Here is a 21,920-nt window from a genome sequence, read left to right as displayed (position 1 = left end):
ATAAAAGTTAAACAGGCTGCTACACTAGATAGCAACCCATTTAACTTATTTAACTGTTTTTTCTTGCACAAATATTTGTGCAGGTCTTAGAATTCTGCGATCATCCGCGTTTCATCAGAGAAAATAATATCTCTGTGCTCTCCGTGTCCTCCGTGGTGAACTGCTTCATTTCCATACGATGTAGGATAAATCTCTTACGCCTAATCTTCAATAACAACTCCTAACATGGGAAGCAAATCCATCGCTTGCAATGAATTAACGATAACACCTCGCAGATCGCTGATGTTTAGTACGATTCCACTGATGCGTGAAGTACGAAGATCGATACTTCGTAACGAAGTGTGAGAGAAATCTGCCTCCACCAAATCGCAATTATCAAAAGCTACAGATGATAACCGGCAATCGTTGAGACTACCGTTTCTAAAATGACAACCGGAAAAGCGAACTTGGTTCATTTTGCTCATGGCAACATTAATATAAGCTGCGTTACATTCGCGGAATGAGACATGATTGAGGGTGGTTTCAGAGAGATTAGTCCCTACCAGTTTACAAGAAATAAATTCTACCCGGTAAAGAGAACTTTCGGCAAAAGAGATATTGGATAAGTCGCAATTCTCAAAACGTACATCGGTGAGTTGGGCTGATTTTAGTTGACAATCTCTGAAAGTGAGACCACTGAATGTGCACTCTTTAATAGTCCGATAAGGAGTATGAATGAATTCTTCGTTATTTTTATTAAACGAGAGGCTGGATACCGTCTCCTCTTGCTCTAATAAGTCTTTTAAAGTTTTCAAGCTCTCTTCCTGCTCTTCGATCATGGGAGCAGCGATACGAACTATTTGAGGTTTATTATTCCGGGGTTGTTTCATTATATATTACGGTATTTGTAGTGGCTTTAGTTATAATGTGTTTTTGTTGATTTTATCCCAGTAGCTTTCCTGCTGCTCCTCCGGCCATTACCGCTACTAATCCCAATCCAATACTCAATAAGGCATAAAGCAGAAATGTGCTGTAAAACTCTCCTCTCAGCAGACTTAATCCGTCGTTGGAAAAGGTGGAAAAAGTGGTAAATCCTCCGCACAGTCCTGTGGTGAGAAATAATCTCATTTCCATAGACAGATTCCAGCGCTCGGATACTGAGTAGAATAAACCGATCAGAAAACTACCGGCAATATTTACGATAAAAGTTCCCCACGAGAAAGGAAAACCTATACCGGACATCCGTTCGTTAATGCTGATTTGTGCCAGATAGCGAAGCACACTTCCTACGCCACCTCCGATAAATATATAAACGATCTCTTTCATTCTTTTTGTGCTAATCGGGGCAAAAATAGTATTAATCAGAAGCAGAAACAAATTTATTTGTGTAATGTTGAGGTACAGCTTGTTTTAGAGAAGTGAAGGTGGTAGATTTTAGTGGATTTTATGTACTTTTGAACACTAAAGTAAAAATGTCGGATAATGAAAAGATTTTTTTTAGTAATGATATCGTTCTTCTGTTGTGCCCTTGTAGCATTGGCTGGCAAAGGAGTGGATTCCGTTCTTGTCCGCTTGGATAAGATAATGGGGCAACAGGAAATATATATGAAACAGAAAGAAGAACGTATAGATAGTTTGAAGCGACTTTTACATTATCCTTCTCTTACGTTGCGGCAACAGTTTATCCTCAATAAGGAACTGGGAACTGAATATGAACTCTTTGTTTCAGACTCTGCCATGAAATATTTTGATAATAGCTTGTTGATAGCCGATTCTTTACGCAGTATCGCGTTGGCTGATGACGTTCGTCTTTGTCAGACATCTGTATTGTCTATTTCCGGGATGTACAAGGAAGCATGGGAAACGCTGTATGGTATCAATCGTGCTACGTTGCCGGATAGTTTACTTCCTGCTTTTTATAATTGTGGGCGTCAGCTATATTCTTTTCTTGTTAATTACTCTCATAACAGCCCCTATGCAACGGACTATATCAGGCGACAAAATGTATACCGGGATTCCTTACTCGCCGTACTTTCACCGGCTTTACCGGAATATCGTCTTTACGAAGCCGAACGTTTTATAGCTAATCAACAGTTTAGTCATGCCAAAAAAGTGCTGTTGGGATTACTGCATGATCAACCCGAAACTTCTAATATCTATGCCCGTGCTGCTTTTTCACTGGCTCATTTGTATAAAGATGAAAAACATACAGATGCATATGAGAGATATCTGGCGTTATCTGCTATTTCGGATATAAAAGCATCAGTCAAAGAGAATGCTGCTTTGTCCAATCTGGCTTTTGTTCTTTATGAACGGGGAGATGTATCCCGCGCATATCGTTATATAAAGCGTTCGCTTGAGGATGCTATTTTCTGTAATGCCCGTTTGCGTACCATTGAGATATCAGGTGTTCTTCCTGTGATTGAGGGGGCTTATAAGCAACAGATAGAACGGCAGCGCCATCAATTGATCTTTTTTCTGATTGTAGTCAGTATACTTTCTGCCTTTCTGATTGTTTCTGTAATCTTAATATATAAACAAATGAAAAAATTGTCCGTTACTCAACGAAACCTGAAACAGGCAAATCACATCAAAGAGGAATATATCGGCCATTTTCTTAATCTTTGCTCTATTTATATCGAAAAGCTGGATCGTTTTCGGAGTACTGTGAACAGGAAGATCACAGCAGGACAATCAGAGGAATTATTAAAGCTAACCAAGTCTTCACAGTTTGCAGGAGTAGAGCAGAAAGAGTTTTATGCTAATTTTGACAATGCTTTTCTGCATCTGTATCCCAACTTTGTGGCAGAGTTCAATGAACTGTTACAGCCCGAAGAACGTTTCGTCCTTAAAACCGGCGAATTGCTGAATACCGAGTTACGCATTTTTGCCATTATTCGTTTGGGGATTGATGACAGTTCCAAGATTGCTAATTTTCTGCACTATTCAATCAATACCATCTATACCTATCGGAACAAAGTCAAGAATAAAGCCATTAACCGGGACAAATTTGAAGAAGAAATCCTCAAAATAGGAGCGGTAGAGTGAATACCCATTTATATTTTCTGTTTTTAATCTTCTGATTATCTCATTAATAATAAGAAACTTATGCAAACGTTTTCAGATATTTCTTTTATATTCCATTTATATGGGGAGTGTATCTGAATATTTCCTGTTTATCTTTGCCATACGATTTTTATTTATTAATTCATATCATGATTAACATGAAAACACTAACCATCAAGATGGCTTTTTTCTTGCTCGCTTTATTAATAAGCACAGCAGCTATGGCCGAAAGTATTACTTCTCCTAACGGACTTTTGAAACTCAATTTTTCGGTGAACGCACAAGGCGAACCGGTGTATGAACTTTCTTATAAAGATAAGGAAGTAATCAAACCTTCGAAGTTGGGGTTGGAACTTAAAAACGACCCGGGACTAATGAATGGGTTTACATTGACTGATGCCAAGACAAGTACTTTTGACGAAACCTGGGAACCGGTTTGGGGTGAAGTAAAGTCTATTCGCAATCATTACAATGAATTGGCAGTAACACTGGATCAGAAAGCGCAGGATCGTAACATCGTTATCCGTTTTCGCTTGTATGACGATGGTTTGGGCTTTCGCTATGAATTTCCATTGCAAAAGAATCTGAATTACTTTGTTATTAAGGAAGAACATTCACAGTTTGCCATGACTGGTGATCATACTGCTTTCTGGATTCCGGGTGATTATGACACACAGGAATATGATTATACGGAGTCTAAACTTTCTGAAATCCGTGGCTTAATGAATGGAGCTATTACAGACAATGCATCGCAGGCCTCTTTTTCACCAACCGGAGTACAAACTTCTTTGCAGATGAAGACAGCTGACGGACTATACATCAACCTGCATGAAGCTGCTTTGGTGGATTACTCTTGTATGAATCTGAATCTGGATGACAAGAATCTTGTTTTTGAGTCATGGCTTACTCCGGACGCAGTGGGAGATAAGGGATATATGCAAACTCCTTGTAAGTCTCCGTGGCGTACAGTGATAGTAAGTGATGATGCCCGCGATATTCTTGCTTCTAAATTGACGCTTAATCTGAATGATCCTTGTGCTTATGAAGATGTTTCCTGGATTAAACCGGTGAAATATGTAGGTGTGTGGTGGGAAATGATTACCGGAAAGAGTAGCTGGGCTTATACGGATGATGTTTTGTCTGTGAAACTTGGTGAAACCGATTATTCAAAAACGAAGCCAAACGGCAAGCATGGTGCTAACAATGAGAATGTAAAACGTTACATTGATTTTGCTGCCGAACATGGATTTGACCAAGTATTGGTTGAAGGATGGAATGAAGGATGGGAAGACTGGTTCGGTCACTCCAAAGATTATGTATTCGATTTTGTTACTGCATATCCTGACTTTGACGTGAAAATGCTGAATGACTATGCTAAGAGTAAAGGCGTGAAACTGATGATGCATCATGAAACATCTGCTTCTGTACGCAACTACGAACGTCATATGGATAAGGCCTATCAGTTTATGGTTGATAACGGATATAATGCGGTGAAGAGTGGTTATGTAGGTAATATCATTCCTCGGGGCGAACATCATTATGGTCAGTGGATGAATAATCACTATCTCTATGCCGTGAAGAAAGCCGCCGACTATAAGATTTGTGTAAATGCTCACGAAGCTGTTCGTCCTACCGGGCTATGTCGTACTTATCCCAATCTTATCGGAAATGAGTCTGCCCGTGGTACTGAATACGAAGCTTTTGGCGGTAGCAAACCGTTCCACACTACATTGCTTCCTTTTACTCGTCAGATTGGTGGTCCGATGGATTACACACCGGGTATCTTTGATACTCAATTGTCTTTTCTGACAGGAGAACACAGCTTTGTACATACTACTCTGGCAAAACAGTTGGCTCTTTACCTAACGATGTACAGTCCGCTTCAGATGGCAGCTGATCTTCCCGAAAATTATGAGCGCTATATGGATGCTTTCCAATTTATTAAAGATGTGGCTGTAGATTGGGACGACAGCAAATATCTGGAAGCTGAACCGGGAGATTATATTACCGTAGCCCGTAAGGCAAAAGGTACAAATAACTGGTTTGTAGGTGGTATTACTGATGAAAATGCCCGTACCTCTACTTTCACTCTTGATTTTCTGGAACCGGGAAAACAATATGTAGCTACTCTTTATGCAGACGGCAAGGATGCAGATTACGAATCAAATCCGACATCTTATCAGATTAAAAAAGGTTTGGTAACTAACAAAACAAAGATTTCTACCAAATTGGCCCGTAGTGGTGGTTTTGCAATGAGTATCATTGAAGCTGCTCCGGCAGATAAAAAGATGAAGAAGTTTAAATAATTAGCCAATCTGCTAATATGCCAATGTGCCAATTGCCATACGGCGTGTCAGCGTGTCAACGTTGCGCAGCCAATTGGCATATTGGCACATTGTTTAATTGGCACATTATTTCTTTTCCGGTCAGATTCTTTTTTGTACTTTTGCACTGTCTTTTTTTAAACTAACACTAATTAAAAGAATCTTATATGGGAGGTTTTTTCGGAACAGTCTCACGAGTGGGCTGTGTGACCGATTTATTCTACGGCACAGATTATAATTCACATTTGGGGACAAAACGGGGCGGTCTTGCAACCTATAGTGAAGAGCAAGGTTTTATCCGTTCCATTCATAACCTGGAAAGTTCATATTTCCGCACCAAATTTGAATCCGATCTGGATAAATTTAAAGGAAATGCCGGAATAGGCATTATCAGCGACACAGACGCACAACCTATCGTTATTAATTCTCATCTCGGACGCTTCGCCATTGTTACTGTCGCAAAAATCGTAAACCTAAAAGAACTCGAGGAAGAACTACTCTCCCAACACATGCACTTCGCGGAACTTAGTTCCAGCAATACCAATCAAACTGAACTTATCGCACTACTCATCATTCAGGGAAAAACTTTTGTTGAAGGTATCGAGAATGTGTACAAACACATTAAAGGGTCCTGCTCTATGCTTTTATTGACAGAAGATGGTATTATTGCCGCCCGTGACCGATGGGGGCGTACACCGATTGTGATTGGTAAGAAAGAGGGGGCATATGCTGCCACGAGTGAGTCGAGTAGTTTTCCTAATCTTGATTACGAAATAGAAAAATATCTTGGTCCTGGTGAGATTGTACACTTGCGTGCTGATAGCATGACACAGTTGCGCAAACCCGATGAAGGTATGCAGATTTGCTCGTTTCTGTGGGTGTACTATGGTTTCCCTACATCTTGCTATGAAGGGCGTAATGTAGAGGAAGTACGTTTCACCAGTGGGATGAAGATGGGACAGAAGGATACTTCGGAAGTCGATTGTGCGTGTGGTATTCCGGATTCGGGGGTAGGTATGGCTTTGGGTTATGCTGAAGGAAAAGGAGTTCCCTATCATCGTGCTATTTCAAAATATACTCCGACATGGCCGCGTAGCTTTACTCCGAGCAACCAGGAGATGCGATCGCTGGTAGCGAAGATGAAATTGATTCCCAACCGTGCTATGCTTGATGGTAAACGTTTGTTATTTTGCGATGATTCTATTGTGCGTGGAACACAGTTGCGTGACAATGTAAAAGTGCTTTATGAATGTGGTGCAAAAGAGGTTCACATGCGTATTGCCTGTCCGCCGCTGATTTATGCTTGTCCGTTTGTGGGTTTCACCGCTTCAAAGAATGCGTTGGAACTGATAACCCGCCGTATTATTAAGGAACTGGAAGGAGACGAAAATAAGAACCTGGAGAAATATGCTACAACGGGTTCGCCGGAATACGAAAAGATGGTAGATATTATAGCTAAGCGCTTCGGCCTTTCTTCGTTGAAGTTTAATACGTTGGAAACTTTAATAGAAGCTATTGGGCTACCAAAATGTCAGGTATGTACCCATTGTTTTGATGGTAGTAGCCATTTTTAAATAACTATTAGTAACTGATAATAAGTATATTCAAAAAAAAGAGCTGTGATTTGCTTGGCAATTCACGGCTCTTTTTTTACCTTTACGGCAAATGTATTATCAATCGTAAATAGTAAATCATAAAATAGTAAATATCATGACTTTAGTAGAACGTTTTTTGAAGTATGTAAGCTTTGATACTCAATCAAATGAAGAGACACGGCTTACTCCCAGTACTCCGGGACAGATGGTTTTTGCCAAATATCTGAAATCAGAACTGGAGTCTTTAGGCTTGGAAGAAATTACACTGGATGAATATGGCTATCTTTTCGCCACTCTTCCGGCAAATACGGAAAAGGAAGTACCCACTATTGGGTTTATAGCCCATATGGATACAAGTCCCGATATGAGTGGAAAGGATGTAACACCTCGTATTGTAGAAAATTATAACGGCTCAGATATTGTACTCAATGCAGAAGACAGAGTAATACTTAGTCCGGCACAATTTCCGGAGTTGCTTGCTCATAAAGGAGAAGACTTAATTGTAACCAATGGAAAAACCTTGTTGGGAGCTGATGATAAAGCAGGTATTGCCGAGATTATTTCTGCAGTGGCTTATCTTAAAGAACATCCCGAAATTAAACATGGAAAAATCCGTATTGGTTTTAATCCCGATGAAGAGATAGGTGAAGGTGCACACAAGTTTGATGTAGAGAAATTCGGCTGTGAGTGGGCTTACACGATGGATGGTGGTGAAGTAGGAGAGTTGGAATATGAGAATTTCAATGCTGCCGCCGCCAAGATTGTGTTTAAAGGACGTAATGTACATCCTGGCTATGCTAAACATAAAATGATCAACTCGATTCGTATTGCCAATCAGTTTATCAGTATGTTACCACGTCATGAAACACCGGAACATACAGAAGGATATGAAGGTTTTTATCATCTTATCGGTATTCAGGGAGATGTGGAGCAGACTACGCTTTCTTACATTATCCGTGACCACGACCGTTCAAGGTTTGAAAGTCGTAAACGTGAAATGGCTCATCTGGTGAGAAAAATAAATGCTGAATTCGGTGAAGATACTGCTGTACTTGAACTCCGCGATCAGTATTATAACATGCGCGAAAAGATAGAACCTGTGATGCATATTATTGATACTGCTTTTGCGGCTATGGAAGCTGTGGGTGTGAAACCGAATGTGAAGCCGATTCGTGGAGGTACGGATGGTGCACAACTCTCGTTCAAAGGATTGCCTTGCCCTAATATCTTTGCAGGTGGACTGAATTTCCACGGACGTTTTGAGTTTGTGCCTATCCAGAATATGGAAAAGGCCATGAAGGTTATTGTAAAGATCGCAGAACTTGTAGCCAAAGAAGCCTGATCTTGTCAGGAAGTAAACCGCATAAATCATAATTCATAAATCGTAAATAATGAAAACCACTCCATTTACCGACAAGCATATTGCGCTGGGTGCTAAGATGCATGAGTTTGCCGGATATAATATGCCTATTGAATATACAGGTATCATCGACGAGCATCTTACGGTGTGCAATGCTGTTGGTGTGTTTGATGTGTCTCATATGGGTGAATTCTGGGTGAAAGGTCCTAATGCATTGGCTTTTCTTCAGAAAGTGACCTCTAATAATGTAGCTGCACTTGCTCCCGGTAAAGTGCAATATACTTGCTTTCCTAATGAAAAAGGGGGTATCGTAGACGATTTGTTGGTGTATCAATATGATCCCCAGAAGTATCTCTTGGTAGTCAATGCCTCTAATATTGAGAAAGACTGGAACTGGTGTGTGTTGCATAATACCGAAGGGGCGGAACTTGAAAATTCTTCCGACCGTACAGCGCAGCTTGCCATACAAGGGCCGAAGGCCATTCTTGCTTTGCAGAAACTGACGGATATTAATCTTTCTGAGATACCTTATTACACATTTAAGGAAGGAGAATTTGCAGGTGAAAAGAATGTGATAATTTCCAATACCGGATATACCGGTGCAGGAGGTTTTGAACTTTACTTTTATCCGGATGCTGCCGACAGGATATGGAATGCTGTTTTCGAAGCCGGAGCCGAATTTGGTATCAAACCAATTGGGTTGGGAGCACGTGATACGCTTCGTCTTGAAATGGGTTTTTGTCTTTATGGTAATGATCTGGATGATACCACTTCACCCATTGAGGCAGGATTAGGTTGGATTACTAAGTTTATAGACGGGAAGGATTTTATCAATCGTTTCATGCTTGAAAAACAGAAAGCAGAAGGTACAATACGTAAACTGGTAGGATTCGAGATGATAGATCGTGGCATTCCCCGTCATGGCTATGAGTTAGTGAATGCGGAAGGTGAAAAGATAGGAGTGGTTACTTCGGGGACGATGTCGCCTGTTCGTAAAATAGGAATTGGTATGGGATATGTTAAACCGGAATATAGTAAATTGGGAACAGAAATTTACATTGATATGCGTGGACGTAAATTGAAAGCCTCGGTTGTAAGACCACCGTTCCGGAAATAAATAAGAGCTTTTCTTTCTGATTTATGCCTTAACTTAATAAATTTTAGGTTAAGGCATAATTTTTTTTTGTCTTAGGCGGAATTTGAGTTTGATTTTCCTTTACTTTTGTATGCAATAAAAGTAAATGAAGTAAACGAAAATGTCAAACTTACCCACATTAATAGCCGACCTGGCACTGATACTGCTTTCTGCAGGTATTATGACCCTGTTGTTTAAAAAACTAAAACAGCCATTGGTGTTGGGGTATGTTGTCGCCGGTTTTCTTGCCAGTCCTCACATGCCTTATACTCCTTCGGTGATGGATACTGCTAATATTAAGACATGGGCCGATATCGGTGTAATATTTCTTCTGTTCGCATTGGGACTCGAATTCAGTTTTAAGAAGATAGTGAAAGTAGGAGGGACTGCCGTTATTGCGGCTTGTACCATTATATTTTGTATGATTTTGCTGGGAGCCGGTGTCGGGATGAGCTTTGGGTGGCAACGGATGGATTGTATCTTTTTGGGAGGTATGATTGCAATGTCTTCAACGACTATTATCTATAAGGCGTTTGATGATCTTGGGTTACGCAAGAAGCAATTCACCGGATTAGTACTGAGTATTCTGATATTGGAAGATATTCTTGCTATTGTTCTTATGGTGATGCTTTCTACAATGGCCGTGAGCAATAACTTTGAGGGTACCGAAATGCTTGAAAGTATCGGTAAGCTTCTTTTCTTCCTGATTCTTTGGTTCGTAGTCGGTATTTACCTTATTCCTGAGTTTCTAAAGCGTTGCCGTAAGCTGATGAGTGAAGAGACTTTGCTGATTGTTTCTTTGGCTCTTTGTTTTGGTATGGTGGTAATTGCTGCTAATACCGGATTCTCTGCTGCTTTTGGTGCTTTTATTATGGGCTCTATTCTTGCCGAAACAATAGAAGCAGAGTCCATAGATCGGTTAGTGAAACCCGTTAAAGACCTTTTTGGTGCAATCTTTTTTGTTTCTGTCGGTATGATGGTAGATCCTGCAATGATTGGGGAATATGCGTTGCCTATCCTGGTGATAACTCTTGCTGTCATAGTAGGACAAGCACTCTTTGGCACATTTGGAGTTGTTTTGGCAGGTCAGCCTTTGAAGACGGCCATGCAATGTGGGTTCAGTCTGACACAGATTGGAGAGTTTGCCTTTATTATTGCCTCATTAGGGGTGGCACTCCATGTGACGAGTGATTTTCTTTATCCGATTGTGGTTGCAGTTTCGGTGATTACTACTTTTCTTACTCCTTATATGATTCGTTTGGCAGAGCCGGCATCCAGTTTTGTTGATAGGCATTTGCCCGAATCCTGGAGAAATTTCCTGACTCGTTATTCCTCTGGTTCACAAACGTTGAATCATGAAAACCTATGGCGTAAACTTCTTTTTGCGATGGCTCGAATCGTAGTGGTATATTCCATTGTCAGTATTTCTGTGATAGCTCTGTCGTTTCGTTTTGTTGTTCCGTTCTTCCGTGAAAACCTGCCTGGATTTTGGGGCTCATTACTGGGAGCTGCTTTTACTATTTTATGTATATCACCTTTCCTGCGTGCTATAATGGTGAAGAAGAATCATTCGACTGAGTTTACTACTCTTTGGGAGGCTCATCGTGCCAATCGTGCTCCGTTGGTTTCAACGATTGTATTACGTATGGTGATTGCGGTATTATTCGTTATGTTTATCATTGCCCAGCTCTTTAAATCGTCAATAGGGCTGATAATTGGTGTAGCTATATTGCTTGTTGTATTGATGGTGCTCTCACGCCAACTAAAGAAAAGGTCTATATTGATTGAGCGGAAGTTTTTTCAAAATCTTCGTTCCCGGGATGTACGGGCCGAATATATGGGAGAGAAAAAACCTGAGTATGCAGGACGATTACTTTCCCGTGATTTGCATCTGGCCGATTTTGAAATTCCGGGCGAATCTCTTTGGTCGGGAAAAACATTGCTTGAACTAAATTTGGGGAAGAAATACGGAGTTCATGTTGTTTCAATTCTTCGTGGGAAACGGCGTATTAATATTCCGGGAGGAAGTGTACGGTTGTTTCCGATGGATAAGATTCAGGTGATTGGTACGGATGAACAATTGAATGTATTTGGAGAAGATATGTCGCGCGGTTCTTATGTAGACAGTGATGTCTTTGAAAAGAGTGAGATGACTTTAAAGCAGTTTATGATTGATTCTGATTGTGCTTTTCTAGGCAAGACTTTGCGTGAATCGGGTATTCGTGATAAGTATCATTGTCTGATAGCTGGAGTGGAACGTGGCGAAGAAATGCTGATGACTCCGGACGTTAATGCTCCGTTTGAGGAAGGGGATGTGTTGTGGGTAGTTGGCGAAAAAGAGGATGTTTACCAATTAGTCGGGCAAAAGAATTAAAAAATCGACATTAGATAAACATCATATGTTTATCTTTGCCAAAAAGCGAAGATAAGCTGCATCTCGGCATAAAAAACGAACAAGCTCATTTTATTCTGAGCTCGGTTTGCATTATCTTTGCTTTCGTATAAATTTAAAACAGAATTTTATATCATGAAAAGCGATCCTAAAGAATGTCTGTACTGTCAGAACAATGAAACGCTGCACAATCTGATGATTGAGATTGCACAGCTAAGTGTATCACGCGTGTTTCTTTTTAAAGAGCAAACCTATCGTGGACGTTGCCTTGTGGCATACAAAGATCATGTGAATGATTTGAATGAATTGAGTGATGAAGACCGCAATGCATTTATGGCAGATGTGGTTCGTGTGACCCGTGCGATGGATAAAGCTTTCCATCCGGAAAAAATAAATTATGGTGCTTATTCTGATAAACTCTCTCATCTGCATTTTCATTTAGCCCCTAAATATGTAGACGGACCGGATTATGGTGCTACATTTCAGATGAATCCGGGGAAAGTCTATCTGACAGATGCCGAATATCAGGAACTGATAGATGCGGTGAAAGAAAACTTGTAATAGTGGCGAGTGAGTAGTGATAAGTGATTAGTTACTGCGCCATATTCCGCATGGTACTAATCACTTATCACTATTCCACTTATCACTCAACTCCCTCTTCTTCGAAATCGAAATCAAAGTCAAAATCGTCCATAAATTCCGGAGTAGTAAATTCTTCTATACTTCTGCGGTCTTTTTTCGTAGGACGACCTGTGCCGCGGGCACGATCTATGAATCCACTGATTTTGCTCATTTCTAATAATTCATATTGGTCGGGCGTTGTTACATTTTCCATCACTTCGGGAACCAATTTGGCACCAATACGTTTTTCGATGGCTTGCAGTACCTTGAATGAATATGTGATAGGAGGTTTCTTCACCTGAATAACATCTCCAGGCTTAATCATTCGGGCTGCTTTTACAAATGAACCATTCATACTGATTCGTCCCTTTTTACAGGCTTCTGCGGCAATCGTACGTGTCTTGAAAATACGTACAGCCCACATCCATTTATCTATTCTTGCTTCAGGCATAGAGATATTTACAATTTTACGATTTACAATTTACAATTTTTAGATTTGTCATTTTACCATACTACAAATTTGTACATTGTACATGGTAAATTATACTTGTTCTTATTTTTTATTGAACTGATTCATTGTTATATTGATTCCTGCTAAACAAAAGCTTTTAATAATCTCTCCGGCGGTTTCCAAACGCTCATCCATTGTCTTCCAATCTTCATTTGTGAAATGTCCGAGTACAAAATCAACTTGCCCCCCACGTGGGAATTCGTTTCCTATTCCAAAGCGTAGACGTGCATAGTCTTGTGTTCCCAGTGTGGCCGCGATATGTTTCAGGCCATTGTGGCCGGCGTCACTTCCCTTTCCTTTTAGGCGAAGGGTACCGAAGGGCAATGCCAGGTCATCTACCACGATCAGTACATTTTCCAGTGGAATTTTCTCTTCCTGCATCCAGTAACGAACAGCTAATCCACTTAAATTCATAAATGTAGAAGGTTTAAGCAACAGTAATTGTTGTCCTTTTATCGAAAAAGAAGCAGTAGAACCATAACGTCCACTGACGAATGGAGTATTATTTAATTTTGCCAGAGCATCTACTACCATAAAACCTATATTATGGCGTGTTTCATGATATTCGGGGCCAATATTACCCAATCCTACAATGAGGTATTTCATAAATAAAGATGTATTGAAATGAAAAAGAAACGCAGACTAACACAGACCAAAATCTGTGATAATCTGCGTTCCGAAATATTCTGATAGAAGTATTTCTGTGATTATTTTCCTGCAGTAGCAGCTGCACCTCTTGCTGCACGAGTCAGTTTAACTGCGCATACAACAGCTTCTTTGGCATTTAATAATTCAAGACCTTCATAGCTCAGTTCACCCACTTTAACAGTCTTACCAAGACCTAAGTGAGAAACATTTACTGTCAATTTTTCCGGGATGATGTTATAAAGAGCTTTTACTCTCAGCTTACGCATCTGCAAAACCAGCTTACCACCGGCCTTAACACCTTCTGCAAGACCTTCCAACTGTACCGGAACTTCCATTACAATAGGTTTAGCCTCATCAATCTGATAGAAGTCAACATGCAGAATGTTGTCTTTTACTGGGTGAAACTGAATATCTTTCAGGATAGCATTTACTTTTTTGCCATCAATAATCAGGTCTACTACATGAATGTGCGGAGTATAAACCAAATTACGCAGACCTTCTACAGGTACAGTAAAGTGGATATTTTCACCACCTCCGTAAAGTACACAAGGTACACCGTTGTCTTTACGAATAGCTTTCAATGCTCTGGCTTGATCAGAAGAGCGTTCTGCAATAGTTCTTGCAGTTCCTTTTACTTCAATTGATTTCATTTTTTAATTTTTTTGTGTTACTCTAAATTAAGTGATTTGAGTGCTTAATTCACCATCACACGGTGTGATACCCACACAATGTTGCAAAAAAGCGGTGCAAAAGTACGCTTTCTTTTTGAAATATCAAAGAAATTGTTATTCAAAATCAATATCTATTTTTATTTCATCAGTTGGCTGTACATCTTCTATAAGCTCTTCCTCTTTCACAGTGTGTCCCTGCTGGTCGTTGATGTACTCTATAGCTTGAGTCAGTCCGGTCATGAACTTATCGAAATCTTCTTTGTATAAGAAAATCTTATGTTTCTCAAAACTTACCTGCGAGTCATCACCTTCGCCCATAATCACTTTCTTACTCTCAGTGATGGCAAGGAACATTTCGTCTTTACGGTTTTTCTTTACGTCAAGATAATAAATACGCTTACCAGCCTTAATGGACTTTGAGAATACAATCTCTTTATCATTCATATCTATACTCATTTTCTTTTTTAAATCTTCCATATCATTAGGTCTGTTTATAATCGGCTTCAAAATTGGAACTTTTTTTTCAACTGTCAAAAGAAAAAGGGCAGAGAATGAAATACAACATTAAAAAATGTGATTTATTTGTGGAAACTCATTAAAAATATCTACTTTTGCAATTCGTTAATAACAGTATTATTAAAGATTATGATTAACAGAGTTCTTATTCGTCTAAAAATCATACAGATAGTGTATGCTTACTATCAGAACGGCAGCAAAAATTTAGACTCAGCGGAGAAAGAGTTGTTTTTTAGCCTCTCGAAGGCTTATGACCTCTACAACTATTTGTTGATGCTTATGATTGCATTGACGGACTACGCACAAAAACGTATTGACACAGCAAAAGCCAAACTGAAACCTACCAAAGAAGAGTTGTATCCTAACATGAAATTTGTTGAAAACAAATTCGTAGCGCAACTTGAAGTAAATAAACAATTGACAGAGTTTATAGCCAATCAAAAAAGAACATGGGCTAACGATCAGGATTTTATCAAAGAACTTTATGATAAAATAGTGGAGTCAGATATATATAAAGAATATATGGCTTCTGCTGATAGTTCTTATGAAGTCGACCGTGAACTATGGAGAAAGCTCTACAAAGCATTTGTTTTTAATAACGACTCTTTGGATCAGGTGTTAGAAGACCAGAGTTTGTATTGGAATGATGACAAAGAGATTGTAGATACATTTGTTTTGAAAACCATTAAACGTTTTGAAGAAAAGAACGGTGCAAATCAGACTTTACTTCCGGAATTTAAAGATGATGAAGATCAGGAATTCGCACGTCGTCTTTTCCGCCGTACTATTCTGAATGCAGATTACTACCGCCATCTCATTAGCGAAAATACCAAGAACTGGGATTTGGATCGTGTTGCATTTATGGATGTAATTATTATGCAGACTGCTTTGGCAGAAATTCTGAGTTTTCCGAACATTCCGGTCAGTGTTTCGTTAAATGAGTATGTAGAGATTGCCAAGCTTTATAGCACTGCTAAGAGTGGTAGCTTTATCAATGGAACTTTGGATGGAATTGTTAATCAATTAAAAAAAGAAGGTAAGTTGGCGAAAAACTGATACCTTTGCTATTATAGATTAAAAAACTAAAACAGATTATTTATGAATTTATTGACTGTATTACTGCAAGCTCCTGCTGCTGGTCCCGACGGAAGTCTGATGTGGATTATGCTGATAGCAATGTTTGTTATCATGTATTTCTTTATGATTCGCCCTCAGAACAAAAAACAAAAAGAGATTGCTAATTTCCGTAAATCTCTTCAGGTGAATCAAAAGGTTATCACTGCCGGAGGTATACATGGCATTATTAAAGAGATTAATGATGACCACATTGTACTTGAAATTGCAACTAATGTAAAAATTAAGATAGATAAGAATTCTATTTTTGCTGATGCTTCTGCTGCTAGTCAGCAGCCAGCTAAATAAGCTATAAACATAAATAAAGCCTATGTTTGAACGTAGGGATATAAAGTATATTTATTTGAGATTTTCTAAAAAGATTAGGAACTTTTTACTCAGTGAAAAGAGTAGGGAATTCCTGATCTTTTTATTTTTTTTCCTTATAGCCAGTGGTTTCTGGCTTCTTCAAACTTTAAACAATGATTATGAAGCGGAATTTTCTATTCCTGTCCGTTTGAAAGAAGTTCCCAATGATGTAGTAATTACCTCGGAGCCTCCTTCTGAACTGCGTATTAAGGTAAAAGACAGGGGAACCGTTTTGTTAAACTATATGTTAGGGAAAAGCTTTTTTCCGGTGAATCTCAATTTCAATGACTATAGTGCCCGAAATAATCATGTGCGGATTTATTCGTCAGAGTTTGAGAAAAAAATTATGAGTCAACTGAATGTATCTACCCGGTTGGTTTCTGTAAAGCCCGATACACTGGAATACATATACTCTACCGGTAGATCAAAACGTGTTCCGGTGAAAATGCAGGGTAAAGTGACTGCCGCCCGGCAATACTATCTATCCGATACGATCTATTCACCGGATTCTGTTTTGGTTTATGCTCCTGTTGCTATTCTGGATACAATAACTACTGCCTATACGCGTAAGGTTGACCTGAGCAATATTGCGGATACATTGACACATCATGTTGCTCTGGCAGAGGTAAAAGGGGCTAAGTTTATTCCCAATGCTGTAGATTTAACTTTTCCGGTAGATATGTATACGGAAAAGACAGTTGAAGTACCTTTGCATGGAGTTAATTTTCCTGCTGATAAGGTTTTGCGTACTTTTCCTTCAAAGGTACAGATAACTTTTCAGGTAGGGTATCACAACTTTTATAAGATTGAAGCAAACTCCTTTATTATAAATATATCTTATGAAGAGCTACTAAAGTTGGGTTCAGATAAGTATACGGTAAAACTCAAATCTATTCCTAATGGGGTGAGTCATATTCGTATAACACCTAAAAAGGTTGATTTTCTTATAGAACAAGTATCTTCTAATGGCGATTAAAGTAGGCATAACCGGTGGTATAGGTAGTGGCAAAAGTGTTGTTTCACGATTGCTGGAAGTGATGGGTATTCCTGTGTACATAGCCGATATTGAATCTAAAAGATTGACAAATACAGATCCCTTCATTCGGAAGGAACTCTGTGCTTTGCTGGGCGACAAAGTTTTTGAAGGCGGTGAACTGAATAAAGCATTTCTGGCTTCTTATCTTTTTGGGCATCCGGATCATACAAGGCGAATCAATGAAATTATTCATCCGCAGGTAAAGGACGATTTTCGTCGCTGGGTAGAGAGGCAATCGCTTTCTCCTATAGTAGGTATGGAATCTGCCATATTAATAGAATCGGGTTTTGCTGCTGAAGTAGATGTGGTGGTGGTGGTGTATGCCCCATTGGAACTACGTGTACGGCGTGCTATCAAACGTGATTGTTCCTCGCGTGAACTTATAATGAAGCGTATACAAAGCCAGATGAGTGATGAAGAAAAGCGTAAACAAGCCGAGTTTGTAATTGTTAATGACGGCGAAGTGCCATTAATTCCACAGGTTCTGGAACTAATTTCTTTGCTATTTGAAAATATTGCTTCTCTTTCGGGAAAATAGGTATTGTCTTAACAATAAAAATAGGCTTGCTTATTTTGTATTGTCTTTGGCTTACACTATCTTTGCCCACCGAAAAAATAACTAATAAATAAAAAGAATATACTATGTTGAAGACTATTTTGTCTATCTCCGGAAAACCGGGATTGTATAAACTTATTTCGCAGGGAAAGAATATGCTGATTGTTGAATCTGTTAGCGCAGAAAAAAAGCGTTTCCCGGCTTACGGAAATGAAAAAATTATTTCTCTGGCAGATATAGCAATGTATACAAATGATGCTGAAGTTCCTTTGCGTGATGTTCTTGAGTCAATCAAGGAAAAAGAAAATGTGGGAACTGCTTCTATTGATCCTAAGAAGGCTACTGTGGAGGAATTGCGAGCTTATCTGGCAGAAGTGTTGCCTGATTTTGATCGTGAGAGGGTATATGTGACCGATATTAAAAAATTAATTTCATGGTATAACATTCTTGTTACAAATGGAATTACTGAGTTTAAAGATGCCACAGAAGAACAAGAGGAGGCTGTAGAAACAGCGGAATAAGATGATCTGATATCTTTTTCAGTTATAAAAGAAGCGTGATAAATATCTTTTGAGGATGTTTATCACGCTTTTTCTTTTTTTATTGGAATGCTTTAAACAAAAAGGAACTCGTTCTGTTCTGCTTATACTATATATTTGCAGGAATATTTTTGAGCTTTCCTTTATAAGATTCAGAGCTTTTTACTTATCTTTGTTGCAATCCACCGATTTCTGAAAAGTCAGGAGGGAGGATTGCTTAGTAATTACTTAGAACAAAGGCGTTTATTATATTATTCTGTACTTGAAATCTGGACAATTTCACTATTCAGGAATAATGGAAACAAGCGCTCATGCTCCGCTGTATATGCAAATATATGGTATTGGGCGTGGGGTGTTGTTGTACATTATTTGAATAGTGGCAGTCCAGAGCCTCAAGTGCGATAATGGCAACAGTTCCCACGCTTTTATATATAAATATCTTCTTGGGGGACTGGAAGATGGATGTAAATGGGGTATGGATAAAAGGTCAAACAAAACATTCGAGTTTCAGTTAGACACAGAAAAGGGAGTATTGTGTCTGAGTGATTTGCTTATAAATACAATGGTTTATTTGTATAATGATAACGGATATTTGCAGGTAAAAGAATTATGTATTTCCTCCTCATTGACATTAGAACTTCCGAAGCGTGGAGCCTACGTACTTGTTATACTGCATCCTGCCAGTGAGGTGGTAGTACGTAGAATTATTTATTAAGTTTTTTGCTATAAAAAATGCCAGTATATTGTGTAACATACTGGCATTGTATATAAGGATCTGTTTTTATTTTAGTTGCGGAATGATAATCCATCCCCCGCAACATCAACGATGATTGCTTTACTGCGATCTACTTCTTGTGCAAGTAACTTTTTCGACAGGTCATTGAGCAAATAACGTTGGATCGCTCTTTTTACAGGTCGTGCACCAAACTCCGGATCATAACCGGCTTGCGCTATAAAGTTTATGGCAGTATCTGTCAGTTTCAGTTCTACACCATTGCCAGCAAGCATCTTTTGAACACCTTTAATCTGTAGCAAAACAATTTCCCTGATCTCTTTCTCCGTTAATGGTAAGAACATGATTGTTTCATCAATACGGTTCAGGAATTCCGGACGAATTGTTTTCTTCAACATGTTCATCACTTCTTTTTTGGTCTCTTCAACTACTTCTTCTTTGTTGGAGCTGTTGAGTTTTTCCATTTGACTCTGTATATAGGAGCTTCCCATGTTTGAAGTCATGATGATGATTGTGTTTTTGAAATTGACCACACGTCCTTTGTTGTCTGTCAATCGTCCGTCATCCAATACCTGCAACAGGATATTGAATACATCCGGATGCGCCTTTTCTATTTCATCAAACAATACTACTGAATATGGTTTACGCCTGATGGCTTCTGTCAATTGTCCGCCTTCATCATATCCTACGTATCCCGGAGGAGCTCCGACCAAGCGGGAAACACTGTGTTTCTCTTGGTATTCACTCATGTCAATACGTGTCATCATTGTTTCGTCATCGAACAGAAATTCAGCAAGTGCTTTAGCCAATTCTGTTTTACCTACACCAGTAGTTCCCAGGAAGATAAATGAGCCAATCGGCCGTTTTGGGTCTTGCAGTCCGGCACGGCTACGGCGTACTGCATCGGCTACGGCAGCAATTGCTTCATCCTGGCCGATAACCCGCTCATGAAGTTCTTCCTCAAGATGGAGCAGTTTGTCTTTCTCACTTTGTAACATTTTGCTGACGGGGATTCCTGTCCAGCGGGATACTACATCAGCAATGTCCTCAGCGTCTACCTCCTCTTTAATCATTGCAGAACCTCCCTGCATTTGTCTCAGTTCTTCTTGTGTATCTTTTATCTCCTGATCTAAAGCCTGTAACTTGCCATAACGTATCTCGGCTACTTTTCCGTAATCACCCTCACGTTCAGCTTTTTCAGCTTCAAACTTCAGATTTTCAATTTCCACTTTGTTTTGCTGAATCTTATCCATCAGTGATTTCTCACTTTGCCATTTCGCTTTGAATGATTTCTCCTGTTCCTTCAATTCGGCTATCTCTTTGCCTATTGTATCCAATTTAGGTTGATCCTTTTCACGCTTGATGGCTTCACGTTCAATCTCCAATTGTTTGATTTTACGTGAAATCTCATCCAGGTCTTCCGGAACAGAGTCTACTTCCATGCGTAGTTTGGCTGCTGCTTCATCCATCAGGTCGATAGCCTTATCCGGTAAAAAACGATCGGTGATATAACGGCTACTCAATTCTACTGCAGCGATGATAGCATCATCTTTAATACGTACGTGATGGTGATTTTCGTAGCGCTCTTTCAATCCACGGAGGATAGAAATAGTACTTAGGGTATCCGGTTCGTCCACTTGTACAATCTGGAAACGACGTTCTAATGCCTTATCCTTTTCAAAATATTTTTGATATTCATCAAGGGTGGTAGCACCGATAGCGCGCAGTTCTCCACGAGCCAATGCCGGTTTTAGAATATTGGCAGCGTCCATGGCACCTTCACCTTTTCCGGCACCCACCAGTGTATGTATTTCGTCAATGAACAGAATAATGTTCCCTTCGGATTTCATTACTTCATTGACCACCGATTTCAATCGTTCTTCAAATTCGCCTTTATATTTGGCGCCTGCTACCAATGCACCCATATCCAGAGAATATACTTGTTTGTCTCTCAGGTTTTCGGGTACGTCACCTCTCAATATACGATGTGCCAAACCTTCTACAATAGCCGTTTTACCGGTACCTGGCTCACCGATCAGGATAGGATTGTTTTTTGTACGGCGACTCAATATCTGTAGTACACGCCGTATCTCTTCATCCCGTCCGATTACCGGATCGAGTTTACCGCTACGTGCTGCTTCGTTTAGGTTGATAGCATATTTTTCGAGTGACTGATAAGTATCTTCGCTTGATTGTGAAGTTACTTTCTCTCCTTTGCGCAGTTCGCTGATAGCGCTGCGTAATTCTTTTTCCGCCATACCTGCATCCTTGAGAATGGTAGAGGCAGTACTTTTTACAGTTAATAAAGCCAATAACAGATGTTCCAGTGAAACAAACTCGTCACCCATTTCTTTGGAATACTGGGTTGCTTTCTGAAGTACTTCATTTGACTCTCTGCTCAGATAGGGTTCTCCACCGGAAACCTTAGGTAATGAGTCAATTTGTTTATCAACAACCAGTGCAATCTGTTGTCCGTTTACTCCTAACTTCTGAAAAATGAAGTTGGTAACGTTCTCGCCTACCTTCATTACTCCCGTTAGTAGATGGACCGGCTCGATGGCCTGTTGCCCTCGGGCTTTGACCAAATTGACGGCCTCCTGCACCGCTTCTTGTGACTTAATGGTAAAGTTGTTAAAGTTCATATCTTATGTCTCCTTTCTTATTTTCACGTTTCTAATAACACTGAAAGGGCGCAAAAGATTTGCCAATGCACATATTATGCCATTTTTTCAGTAATTTTAGATAATAGGTTGACA

At 39.6% G+C, this 21,920-nt stretch carries 20 protein-coding genes; 13 read left to right on the top strand and 7 right to left on the bottom strand.

All coding sequences use genetic code 11. The annotated features are described in order from the left end of the window. Window positions 1-200: 200 nt before the first annotated feature. Complete coding sequence (locus QX565_RS01445; RefSeq protein WP_221648603.1) at window positions 201-869, bottom strand: pentapeptide repeat-containing protein; 669 nt, start codon at window positions 867-869, stop codon at window positions 201-203. A gap of 52 nt (window positions 870-921) precedes the next feature. Beyond that, on the bottom strand, window positions 922-1,305 hold the full coding sequence (crcB, locus tag QX565_RS01440) for a fluoride efflux transporter CrcB (RefSeq protein WP_289290846.1): 384 nt from the start codon (window positions 1,303-1,305) through the stop codon (window positions 922-924). Between the two features lie 156 nt (window positions 1,306-1,461). Here crcB and susR point away from each other — a divergent pair, with 156 nt between their 5' ends. The 7 genes from susR to QX565_RS01405 all read left to right on the top strand — a co-directional run bounded on the left by susR (window position 1,462) and on the right by QX565_RS01405 (window position 12,412). Next, window positions 1,462-3,027 carry a SusR family glycan utilization regulator gene (gene susR / locus QX565_RS01435; RefSeq protein WP_289290845.1) on the top strand — a complete coding sequence of 522 codons (1,566 nt, stop codon included), beginning with the start codon at window positions 1,462-1,464 and terminating at the stop codon, window positions 3,025-3,027. Between the two features lie 167 nt (window positions 3,028-3,194). After that, on the top strand, window positions 3,195-5,351 hold the full coding sequence (locus tag QX565_RS01430) for a glycoside hydrolase family 97 protein (protein WP_289290844.1): 2,157 nt from the start codon (window positions 3,195-3,197) through the stop codon (window positions 5,349-5,351). Between the two features lie 185 nt (window positions 5,352-5,536). Next, window positions 5,537-6,943: an amidophosphoribosyltransferase gene (locus tag QX565_RS01425; protein WP_002562019.1), complete on the top strand. Its 1,407-nt coding sequence runs from the start codon at window positions 5,537-5,539 to the stop codon at window positions 6,941-6,943. A 136-nt stretch (window positions 6,944-7,079) separates the two neighbouring features. After that, window positions 7,080-8,306 carry a peptidase T gene (pepT, locus tag QX565_RS01420; RefSeq protein WP_221648599.1) on the top strand — a complete coding sequence of 409 codons (1,227 nt, stop codon included), beginning with the start codon at window positions 7,080-7,082 and terminating at the stop codon, window positions 8,304-8,306. A gap of 49 nt (window positions 8,307-8,355) precedes the next feature. Continuing rightward, window positions 8,356-9,441: a glycine cleavage system aminomethyltransferase GcvT gene (gene gcvT / locus QX565_RS01415; protein ID WP_289290842.1), complete on the top strand. Its 1,086-nt coding sequence runs from the start codon at window positions 8,356-8,358 to the stop codon at window positions 9,439-9,441. Window positions 9,442-9,580: 139 nt separating this feature from the next. Next, a complete protein-coding gene (locus QX565_RS01410) occupies window positions 9,581-11,833 on the top strand; it encodes a monovalent cation:proton antiporter family protein (RefSeq protein WP_289290840.1) in 2,253 nt (750 codons plus the stop codon). Window positions 11,834-11,986: 153 nt separating this feature from the next. After that, the gene (locus QX565_RS01405) at window positions 11,987-12,412 is read left to right on the top strand and encodes an HIT family protein (RefSeq protein ID WP_221648596.1); all 426 of its coding nucleotides are present in this window, start codon (window positions 11,987-11,989) and stop codon (window positions 12,410-12,412) included. 82 nt (window positions 12,413-12,494) lie between these two features. On the opposite strand, the gene QX565_RS01400 is transcribed toward QX565_RS01405, so the two are convergent. The 4 genes from QX565_RS01400 to QX565_RS01385 all read right to left on the bottom strand — a co-directional run bounded on the left by QX565_RS01400 (window position 12,495) and on the right by QX565_RS01385 (window position 14,779). Beyond that, window positions 12,495-12,923: an RNA-binding S4 domain-containing protein gene (locus QX565_RS01400; protein WP_221648595.1), complete on the bottom strand. Its 429-nt coding sequence runs from the start codon at window positions 12,921-12,923 to the stop codon at window positions 12,495-12,497. A gap of 102 nt (window positions 12,924-13,025) precedes the next feature. After that, window positions 13,026-13,589: an aminoacyl-tRNA hydrolase gene (gene pth / locus QX565_RS01395; protein WP_002562013.1), complete on the bottom strand. Its 564-nt coding sequence runs from the start codon at window positions 13,587-13,589 to the stop codon at window positions 13,026-13,028. 101 nt (window positions 13,590-13,690) lie between these two features. Further along, window positions 13,691-14,281, bottom strand: coding sequence for a 50S ribosomal protein L25/general stress protein Ctc (locus tag QX565_RS01390; protein WP_289290838.1), 591 nt, complete (start codon window positions 14,279-14,281; stop codon window positions 13,691-13,693). 135 nt (window positions 14,282-14,416) lie between these two features. Further along, window positions 14,417-14,779: a DUF3276 family protein gene (locus QX565_RS01385; RefSeq protein ID WP_221648592.1), complete on the bottom strand. Its 363-nt coding sequence runs from the start codon at window positions 14,777-14,779 to the stop codon at window positions 14,417-14,419. 168 nt (window positions 14,780-14,947) lie between these two features. On the opposite strand from QX565_RS01385, the gene nusB reads away from it, so the two are divergent. The 6 genes from nusB (at window position 14,948) to QX565_RS01355 (ending at window position 19,146) form a co-directional block, all read left to right on the top strand. Next, entirely contained in the window at window positions 14,948-15,874 is a 927-nt protein-coding gene (gene nusB, locus QX565_RS01380) for a transcription antitermination factor NusB (RefSeq protein ID WP_221648591.1), read from the top strand. 42 nt (window positions 15,875-15,916) lie between these two features. Continuing rightward, window positions 15,917-16,240 (top strand): preprotein translocase subunit YajC, encoded by a 324-nt coding sequence (yajC, locus tag QX565_RS01375; protein WP_221648590.1) that lies wholly within the window; start codon window positions 15,917-15,919, stop codon window positions 16,238-16,240. Window positions 16,241-16,262: 22 nt separating this feature from the next. Next, entirely contained in the window at window positions 16,263-17,276 is a 1,014-nt protein-coding gene (locus QX565_RS01370; RefSeq protein WP_221648589.1) for a CdaR family protein, read from the top strand. Continuing rightward, window positions 17,266-17,874 (top strand): dephospho-CoA kinase, encoded by a 609-nt coding sequence (gene coaE / locus QX565_RS01365; protein WP_289290833.1) that lies wholly within the window; start codon window positions 17,266-17,268, stop codon window positions 17,872-17,874. The genes QX565_RS01370 and coaE overlap by 11 nt, the downstream gene beginning before the upstream one ends. Before the next feature lie 104 nt (window positions 17,875-17,978). Continuing rightward, on the top strand, window positions 17,979-18,413 hold the full coding sequence (locus tag QX565_RS01360; protein WP_221648587.1) for a DUF5606 family protein: 435 nt from the start codon (window positions 17,979-17,981) through the stop codon (window positions 18,411-18,413). Window positions 18,414-18,906: 493 nt separating this feature from the next. Then, window positions 18,907-19,146 carry a hypothetical protein gene (locus QX565_RS01355; protein WP_289290831.1) on the top strand — a complete coding sequence of 80 codons (240 nt, stop codon included), beginning with the start codon at window positions 18,907-18,909 and terminating at the stop codon, window positions 19,144-19,146. Window positions 19,147-19,217: 71 nt separating this feature from the next. Here QX565_RS01355 and clpB read toward each other — a convergent pair whose 3' ends face one another. Further along, window positions 19,218-21,806 carry an ATP-dependent chaperone ClpB gene (clpB, locus tag QX565_RS01350; RefSeq protein WP_289290830.1) on the bottom strand — a complete coding sequence of 863 codons (2,589 nt, stop codon included), beginning with the start codon at window positions 21,804-21,806 and terminating at the stop codon, window positions 19,218-19,220. Between the last annotated feature and the right edge of the window lie 114 nt (window positions 21,807-21,920).

The sequence above is a fragment of the Bacteroides sp. 41_26 genome (assembly GCF_949740115.1).
In the GTDB taxonomy this organism is placed as follows: Bacteria; Bacteroidota; Bacteroidia; order Bacteroidales; family Bacteroidaceae; genus Bacteroides; species Bacteroides nordii.
The sequence above is the reverse complement of the archived record's forward strand: the minus strand, read 5'-3'. Positions and strand labels throughout refer to the sequence as shown.